This is a genomic window from Thermostichus sp. MS-CIW-37 (assembly GCF_054060065.1).
The window spans coordinates 1-7,774 of the sequence record NZ_JBSSCV010000051.1; the positions used below are offsets into that span (position 1 = coordinate 1).

The following is a 7,774-nucleotide window of genomic DNA, read 5'->3' on the forward strand; positions in this document are numbered from 1 at the left end:
TCAGGACTTGGGTCATGGTTCTATCATAACTTCCGCATTCCTCCCGACACTGACCCTACGGGTACAGTGCGGGGCTCCTGCGATTTCTAGCTGAGTTGTGGTCATTTAGGTTGGGGTGAGACGCCTGGCCTACAGGGGAAAGCCTTGTGGTTCCCTGCATTCAACATTTTAGGTGTGGGTGCAGTTCCTAGGTTGCATTGAAATGACCATACCTACTGGTTCCAGCCGGGCCATCTGGTGCTAGAACGGTAGTGTTTTGAACCTGCGGAGATGGGATCCCACCCCTCTTGGGCTTGCTCTATGACCGTGTATGTGGTTCAGATCAGCGACCTGCATCTGTTTGCCAGGCCCCATCACCGGCTGCTGGGGGTGGACACGGAAGCCTCTTTCCTGCAGGTGCAAAAGGCCATTGCCGCTCTGGATCCCTTGCCCGATCTGCTGCTGCTTACCGGAGATCTCTCTCAAGATGGCAGTGCGGCATCTTACGCCCGTTTGAGAGCCCATTTGCAGGCTCTCCCCATCGATACTTACTGGTTGGCAGGCAACCACGATCGCCTGCACACCATGAACCAAGAGCTCCACGCCGAGCGGCTATTTGGGGACAAGAGCTTCAGCCGGGAAAATTGGAGCTTTATTTTGTTGAACTCCCTCGTGCCCGGCAAAGATAGCGGTTACCTGACGGAGCGCACGCTGCTGTGGCTGAAACAAGAATTGCAGCGGAGCAAAGCCGCCCAACACCATGTTTTGTTGGCCTTGCACCATCCCCCTTTTTCGGTGGATTCTGCCTGGCTGGATCAGAGCGCCCTGCAGCAGCCGGAGCGGTTGTTCGGGGTTCTGGACGAGTTCGACCACATTCGCCTTGTTGTATTCGGCCACATTCACCAAGACCTGCGCCACCGGCGGGAGGGGGTTGATTACCTGGCTTGTCCCTCAACCTGTGTGCAATTTCGTCCCAAGAGCCCTCAGTTTGGCCTGGAGGTGATTCCCCCTGCCCTGAGGCAGATATGGCTGGAGCGAGATGGCAGCTTCAAGACCCAGGTTCAACGGGTGGGGGCCGCTCTGCAACGTCCCAACCTGGCCCTGAAGGGATATTAGCTCTCTTCCTCTTGAGCCTCTGCGGGGGGTAGCCCGATGGCCTGCCCCAAGCAAACGCTGGCCCCCAGCAAGGCCAACCACCCCGGCACCACTGACAGGAGGGCCACCACGGCCACCAAGGTGTTGTTTCCCCCCTGCAAAAGGCTGTAGAGCAGCATCGGCAGCGTGAGAACCCGCCCACCGCCGACGAAGAAGGTGAGCAAAAATTCGTTCCAGGAGATCAAAAAGGCAAATACCGCCCCAATGGCTGCCCCAGGGGCAATGAGGGGCAACGTTACCTGCCACCACACCTGCCAGGGATCCGCCCCCAAACAGCGGGCCTGCGCCTCGTAGCCGCGGTCGAAACGGGCGAACACACTGCCCATCACCAGAGCCATGTAGGGAATGGTCGGGATCAGATGCACCAGCACCACCCCCAGCAGGGCACCGTCTAGCCGCAGGCGAATCAGCACCCCTTGGATCCCCATCAGCACAGCCAGAGGAGAGGTGATGACGGGCAACAGCAACAGCAGGCGCAGCCAGGCGGGCACAGGATGGGTGCCCAAAACTCGTCCCGCCGGGATCCCCACCCCCAGGGCCAGCAGGGTGGTAAACAGGGCAATTTGCAAGCTCTGGCCGAAGGCTGCCCGGAACTGGGATCCCCCTCCCGCTGGAGCGAACAGCAGTTGCTGCCAACCGACTAAGCTCCATGCCTGCGGCAGGGCATCGGGAAAATACCAGGCCCGCGTGAAGGCCCAAAGAGCCAGCACCCCAAAGGGCAAAGCCCAAAGGAGGGCCACTCCGGCCACCCCAAGGCGGAGCAGGGATCCCCCAATCCATCTGTGCATGTGGCGTCCTTTCACGGCCTTCTCCAAGGACTCCGTCCTGCTGAGGCGACCGGCGGTTGCCAAAGGGATCCCCTGGCCGCAAACAGCCCTGCCATCCAACTGACCACCGCTGCCGAGATGACCAACAGGATCACCCCCAGCGCCACCGCCTGCTGCCGCTGCTCCAGGTTGATGTGGGTGAAGCGCTGATAGATCAGAACGGGCAAGGTGCGCGGGTAGGTGGGCCCTAAGAGCAAGGGAACCTCAAAGGCGCTGAAGACAAAGCCGAAGATGAGAATCCCGGTGGCCAGCAGCCCCGGCCTCAGCAAGGGCAGCGTTACATACCAAAACGTCTGGGCGGCAGAAGCCCCCAGCAGCCGAGCCTGTTGCTCCAGCTCGGATCCCATCCCGCGCAGCAGCGTCAGCGCCACCAGAGCGGCAAACGGGATCTCCTTCCAAAGCCAATAGAGCAACACCCCCACATAGCCGCGGTCGTTCACCCACAAGGGAAAATCCTGATCCGAGGCAATCCAGCCCAGTTGGAAGGCCAGCCGCGCCAGCCAACCGCTGGGCCCCAGCAGCAGCAGCATCCCCGCCACCCCCACCAAATGAGGAATCGGCAGCGTCAACTGGCCAAGCCAGATGGCCCACCCCCCCACCCCCCGCAACAGCAGCGCCAGCCCCAGCCCCAAAAGCAGCGCCAACCCCGTTGCCAACAGAGCGATTCTGAGGCTGAGCAACAGGGATCCCCCCACTTCCGCATCCCGCAGCAGCTCCCCATACCCCTGCAGGGTAAACCCCCTCTCGCCCAGGCCGTAGAGGCCCACACTCTGGGCCAGAGCCAGCAGCAGCCCCCCGCCGTAGAGCAGGCCCACCAACCCCAACGCCGGCAAAAGCGGCCCATACTGCCGGATCCCCTTAAGCCCCACCGGCCCAGATCCCCGTCCATTTAAGCTATTCATTGAGCCAGTCCCAAGAGCTGCCTCACGAAAGAATTCAAGATGGGAGCGGATCCCTCGACGATCAAGCGATCAAGACTGCCTAGTGCTCCACACCGCCAACGCGACCAACCATTGCGATCTTTACATCCCATGGAGAGAACCCTAGACCAGATTAACCAACGCATTGCCAAAGGCCAGGTGCGGGTGTGGACGGCCCTGGAAGCCAAAGCCAAGCTGGCCACCTTGGGGATCCAGGAAGCCTTTGAGCAGGTGGATGTGATCACCACCGGCACCTTTGAGCCAATGGAGTCTTCAGGAGCCATTGTGAACCTGGGCCATACGGATCCGCCCATCAAGATTCGCCAAGCTTGGCTGAACGGGGTACCGGCCTATGCCGGATTTGGCGCGGTGGATCTTTACCTAGGGGCAGCCCAACCCAGCGAGCAAGCGGATCAAGCCTATGGGGGCGGCCATGTCATTGCCGACCTGGTGGCGGGCAAGCGCGTCCATTTGCGGGCCATCGGCCAAGTGACCGATTGTTACCCCCGCGCCGACTACGAGACCACCCTGACTCGGGATCAGCTCAACCAGTTTTACCTGTTCAACCCCCGCAATGCCTACCAAAACTTCATCGTCGGGGTGAACGGCGGGGATCGGCCTTTGTACACCTACTTGGGTCTGTTGGAACCGCATCTGGGCAATGCCGTCTATTCCAACCCGGGAGAGCTATCCCCCTTGTTGAACGATCCCCTGTTGCGCCGGGTGGGGATCGGCAGCCGCATCTTTTTGGGGGGCGGCATTGGCTACGTCGCCTGGGAGGGTACCCAGCACTTTCCATTGCAAAAGCGATTGCCCAACCAAACTCCCATCGGCCCGGCGGCCACCCTGGCCCTGATTGGAGATGCCAAGCAAATGCAGGCGGAATGGGTGAGGGGCTGCTACTTCCGCAACTACGGTCCCAGCTTGATGTTGGGGGTCGGGATCCCCATTCCCATCCTCGCTCCTGCGGATTTGGAGGCCATCGCCATCCGGGATGAAGAACTGGTGGCACCGGTGATCGACTTTTCCATTCCCCGCCGGGTGCGGCCCACCTTTGGCTTGGTGAGCTATGCCCAGCTCAAATCCGGCCAGATCACCCTCAATGGCCGCAAGGTTCGCACTGCCCCTCTGGCCAGCCTGCGCCGCTCCATGCAAATTGCCGAAATCCTCAAGCAATGGATAGAAAGCGGCCAATTCACCCTTACCCAACCCGTCGCCCCCCTGCCCCTGGATCGGGAGTTTCTCTCCCAAAATCCCCTCGGCTAGACGGATCCTGAATTCCCACCTGCCAAACAGCCTCTCCAGAGAAAGAGACCAGCCCAATCCCCGTTCAAGGCTGAGAAACATCAGCGACAAATCCGCCCGGCAATTGCGGGAAGAGCTGGAGGAACTGGAGAAAAGTCAGCAGAAATGGCGCAGTCGCCTGGGAACCTTGGGCAACCCAACCCCCAGCAGATCTGCAGAATTACTGCCGGCTGGGATCCCTTCCAAACCTGCGGCGGGGTTGTTTTCTAGACAGTTGCCGCTACCATTACGCTTTAAGTGTTGCCACCGGAAACTCCCCGGCGGGAAAAAGAGAGGGGGCCGTGTCTAAAGTGGGAGATAAGGTCATGTTCCAGCGTATTGCTCTCGGCTCTGCTGCATTGGGATTGCTTATGACCATACCCGTCCTTCCCGGCCACGGGTTTGGAGAGCCTCGGGTCGTTCCCGATACCCCGTTCTACTTCGACAACCACCGCTTCGATCGCTACCCCGATGCGGTTGTGGTGCGGGTGGTGAGCGGCGACACCTTGGTGGTGCAAATCGAAGGGGAACAGAAGATGCGCCTGATCCGGTTGGCCGGGATCGAAGGCCTCAGACCGGGAGAAAACCCCTTTTACCAGCAAGCTATTGAACTGATGCGAGAGCGCATCCTCTACCGCACCGTCAAGCTGGAAGGGGATAAGCTGCTGCGCAACGTAGATGCCACGGGCTTGGTGGAGGCTTATGTCTGGCTAGAAGGTCATCAAATGAACGCCATGTTGGTGCGCAATGGCCTGGCCCGTATCGTCCCCTACAGCCACAACATCAAGTACGACAGCTACTATGGTGGCCTACAAGAAAAAGCCCAGCAGGAGCGCCTTGGCATTTGGAGCCGTCTCTGAGTTGGCTTTATACTGAACTTCAGTTCTTTAATCTTCAAGGGAGCAGAGAGGAAAGAGCTTCTCCCTTCTCTCCCGTTACTTCCTCTAGGTTATGCCTAGCCTGCCTTGACGGTTGAACCCACTCCAGCCCCCAGGGATCCCAATCGCTGGGTGAGGCGGCTGCCTCTGGTGACCGGCCTTTTGGGCAGCGCCCTCTTGGTCATCAATCGACTGGCCTTTACGCCGGAATTGCTCACCAGCCAGTCCCGTTCAGATGCCTTGGGGATCCTCCTCAGCGCTGTTTTGATCTTGACCGGCCTGCTGTGGCAGCAGATCCAGCCTCTTCCGCCCCAAACGGCCCCCCTGCAAGGGATCCCCGGCTGCGATTGGCATCCCGATCTTTCCGAAAGTGAGAAACTGGAGCTGGCTTGGGCCTCCCATACCCTGCTCAGCACCACTGCCGCCCGCACTGTGGTGATCTGGGTGGGTGGGCGAACCCTCCTACAACGGGGGATCCTGGCCAACCCCGGCCAGATGCCCTCCATTCAGCCCAAGAGCGTTTTGCAGCGGGTTTTGCAAACGGGGCGGCCCGTGTATTTGGTGGATCTCAAGCTGTTCCCGGCCCGCGCCGAGTTCAATGATCTGTTGCCCCCCGGATCCCAAGCCGTGCTGTGCCAGCCCATCGGCCAGAAAGGGTGCTTGATTTTGGGGAGCGATACCCCACGCAGCTTCAGCCGGCAGGAGCAAGCCTGGATTGCCGCCATTGCCGACAAGTTAGCGGCCCTATTTGGCTGAGGTTCGCCGCTCCCAACTTCCCTTCGCCGGGAGAGGGGCCGGGGGTGAGGGCTAGCAGCGCGGAGTGCTTGGGCTAGGCGGCGCTCTCCAAGCTCACCTGGAACACTTCGCTGAAGGCTTTTTCCACCTTGTAGCCGGAGTCGATGGTTTCCAAGGGATCCTTGCGCAGGCGGTGGCGCAAACACAGGCTGATCACCCGACGGATATCGGCGACGGTGACCTCGCTCCGCCCTTCCAAAGCCGCCAGGGCCTTGGCAGCCCGGTTGGTGACAATGTCTCCGCGCAGCCCATCCACCTCCAAAGCCGCACATACTCCGGAGATCTTCAAGCGCAAATCGGGATCCACTGCCACGGTGGGCAAAAGATGTTGGGCTTTTTCGATGCGTTCCCGCAGGCGCTGCTGGGAATCGGCATACTTGGCCAAAAAAGCCTGGGGATCGGCGTCGAACTGGCTGCGCTCCTCCACGATCCGCACCCGCAGGGCGGCATCTCGCACCGTTTCGATCTGGACAAACATGCCAAAGCGATCCAGCAGTTGAGGCCGCAATTCCCCCTCCTCCGGGTTGCCGGATCCCACCAGCACAAACCGAGCCGGATGACGAATGGAAATGCCTTCCCGTTCCACGGTGTTCCAGCCTGAGGCCGCCGCGTCCAGCAACACATCCACCAAGTGGTCATCCAGCAAGTTGACTTCATCCACGTAAAGGATGCCTCGATTGGCCTTGGCCAACAGCCCCGGCTCAAAAGCCTTCACCCCCTGAGCTAAGGCCCGCTCAATGTCGAGAGTGCCACACACCCGGTCTTCCGTTGCCCCCAAGGGCAGATCCACCATCGGCACCTGGATCCAAGTGCTTTCCAGCGTTTCCCCTGCTTGGAGCCGTTCCCACACTTGATCGCTCATCAAGTCCCGCTGCCGTGGGTGGCTGTTGAAGGGATCCCCTTTCACCACCTCGATCTGGGGCAGCAGGTCGGCCAAAGCGCGGATGGTGGTGGATTTGCCCGTGCCGCGATCCCCCATGATCAGCACTCCGCCAATGCGCGGGTCGATCACGTTGAGGAGCAAGGCCAATTTCATCTCCTCTTGGCCAACGATGGCCGTAAACGGGAAAACCGGGCGACGTTCCAAATGCATAGGGGCAATAACCAACAATTCATCCCCATTATCCCAGAGGCCACTCCCTTCTGGGTGTCAGATAGGCTGGAAAGGGACTGGAACTGGAACCTAAAGACCAGTTTTCGGTCAAATGGAAAAGCAAGCTCAGTTGTCAGCGTGGACGACGCCCTGGGCTTTCACAGAGAGGAGCAGATAGGATCGAAGCCCGCGGGGTTCATCAGAGTGTTGAACCGGCGTGGGGCCGAAAGCTCACAAAAACCCTAGGCAACCTGAGCAACAGTTGGCGGGTGGGGAGACATCAGCAGTGTCAGGCAAAGCAAGTCGGAGACGGTGGACGGCATTTCCAATCCAAAGCGTGGCCCAAAAAGGGCTGGTGGGTTTGATCTGGGTTTGCACTTGGATCCCTGTGCTCACTGTCTCTCTGGCCGTGGCTCAAACCCCCACCACCTCTGTGGTGTTGAGCGATGAGCAGGTAACAATGTACGCCCGTATCGTCTTGGAGATGGAGCCCCACCGGCAAGAGGCCCAAAAGCGCTCCCAAGCCACAAACGACCCAGCCAGCAAAGATCAAATCCGGCGAGAATTCATCCGCACCGCGACCGAGATCATCACTCGCCACGGTATGACTGTGCCCGACTACAACCGCATTACACTCTTGATCCGCTCCGAAGAGGGCAAAGCTTTGCAACAGCGCATTGAGGCCGAAATTCTCCGCCTGCAAAGCGAGGATCCCCGACCGCCAGTCCGATAAAAGTGACTGGTAAAAGTAAACTACCCGACACCCGCGCTATGCGCAGGGTGCGAGCTTTATCCCAATCCCTAGCGGCCCCAGAGGACAGCTAAGTTTCGGAATTTCAGGCG

General features: G+C 59.9%; 8 protein-coding genes. 5 read left to right on the top strand and 3 right to left on the bottom strand.

Annotated elements, in window-relative coordinates:
* Positions 1 to 300 precede the first annotated feature (300 nt).
* The gene (gene cpdA / locus ACVWYZ_RS13975; protein ID WP_457467395.1) at positions 301 to 1,095 is read left to right on the top strand and encodes a 3',5'-cyclic-AMP phosphodiesterase; all 795 of its coding nucleotides are present in this window, start codon (positions 301 to 303) and stop codon (positions 1,093 to 1,095) included.
* On the opposite strand, the gene ACVWYZ_RS13980 is transcribed toward cpdA, so the two are convergent.
* A complete protein-coding gene (locus ACVWYZ_RS13980) occupies positions 1,092 to 1,937 on the bottom strand; it encodes an ABC transporter permease (protein WP_457467396.1) in 846 nt (281 codons plus the stop codon). The genes cpdA and ACVWYZ_RS13980 overlap by 4 nt on opposite strands.
* Positions 1,934 to 2,863, bottom strand: coding sequence for an ABC transporter permease (locus tag ACVWYZ_RS13985; protein WP_414422420.1), 930 nt, complete (start codon positions 2,861 to 2,863; stop codon positions 1,934 to 1,936). The genes ACVWYZ_RS13980 and ACVWYZ_RS13985 overlap by 4 nt, the downstream gene beginning before the upstream one ends.
* 129 nt (positions 2,864 to 2,992) lie before the next feature.
* Between ACVWYZ_RS13985 and ACVWYZ_RS13990 the strand changes: the two genes are divergently transcribed.
* From ACVWYZ_RS13990 to ACVWYZ_RS14000, 3 genes are all read left to right on the top strand, one after another.
* Entirely contained in the window at positions 2,993 to 4,147 is a 1,155-nt protein-coding gene (locus ACVWYZ_RS13990) for a homocysteine biosynthesis protein (protein ID WP_457467397.1), read from the top strand.
* A 389-nt stretch (positions 4,148 to 4,536) separates the two neighbouring features.
* The gene (locus tag ACVWYZ_RS13995) at positions 4,537 to 5,025 is read left to right on the top strand and encodes a thermonuclease family protein (RefSeq protein WP_457467398.1); all 489 of its coding nucleotides are present in this window, start codon (positions 4,537 to 4,539) and stop codon (positions 5,023 to 5,025) included.
* 105 nt (positions 5,026 to 5,130) lie between these two features.
* A complete protein-coding gene (locus ACVWYZ_RS14000; protein WP_457467399.1) occupies positions 5,131 to 5,799 on the top strand; it encodes a cofactor assembly of complex C subunit B in 669 nt (222 codons plus the stop codon).
* 73 nt (positions 5,800 to 5,872) lie between these two features.
* Here the strand turns inward: ACVWYZ_RS14000 and bchI are convergent, their stop codons facing one another.
* On the bottom strand, positions 5,873 to 6,931 hold the full coding sequence (bchI, locus tag ACVWYZ_RS14005; protein ID WP_414374395.1) for a magnesium chelatase ATPase subunit I: 1,059 nt from the start codon (positions 6,929 to 6,931) through the stop codon (positions 5,873 to 5,875).
* Positions 6,932 to 7,319: 388 nt separating this feature from the next.
* Between bchI and ACVWYZ_RS14010 the strand changes: the two genes are divergently transcribed.
* Positions 7,320 to 7,664: a DUF4168 domain-containing protein gene (locus ACVWYZ_RS14010; RefSeq protein WP_414418490.1), complete on the top strand. Its 345-nt coding sequence runs from the start codon at positions 7,320 to 7,322 to the stop codon at positions 7,662 to 7,664.
* The last annotated feature ends 110 nt before the right edge of the window (positions 7,665 to 7,774 follow it).

What these genes read in the sequence shown, in the direction of transcription:
- cpdA (WP_457467395.1), top strand. Translation starts at nt 301, where the DNA reads ATGACCGTGTATGTGGTTCAGATCAGCGACCTGCATCTGTTTGCCAGG.
- ACVWYZ_RS13985 (WP_414422420.1), bottom strand. Translation starts at nt 2,863, where the DNA reads ATGAATAGCTTAAATGGACGGGGATCTGGGCCGGTGGGGCTTAAGGGG.
- ACVWYZ_RS13990 (WP_457467397.1), top strand. Translation starts at nt 2,993, where the DNA reads ATGGAGAGAACCCTAGACCAGATTAACCAACGCATTGCCAAAGGCCAG.
- ACVWYZ_RS13995 (WP_457467398.1), top strand. Translation starts at nt 4,537, where the DNA reads ATGACCATACCCGTCCTTCCCGGCCACGGGTTTGGAGAGCCTCGGGTC.
- bchI (WP_414374395.1), bottom strand. Translation starts at nt 6,931, where the DNA reads ATGCATTTGGAACGTCGCCCGGTTTTCCCGTTTACGGCCATCGTTGGC.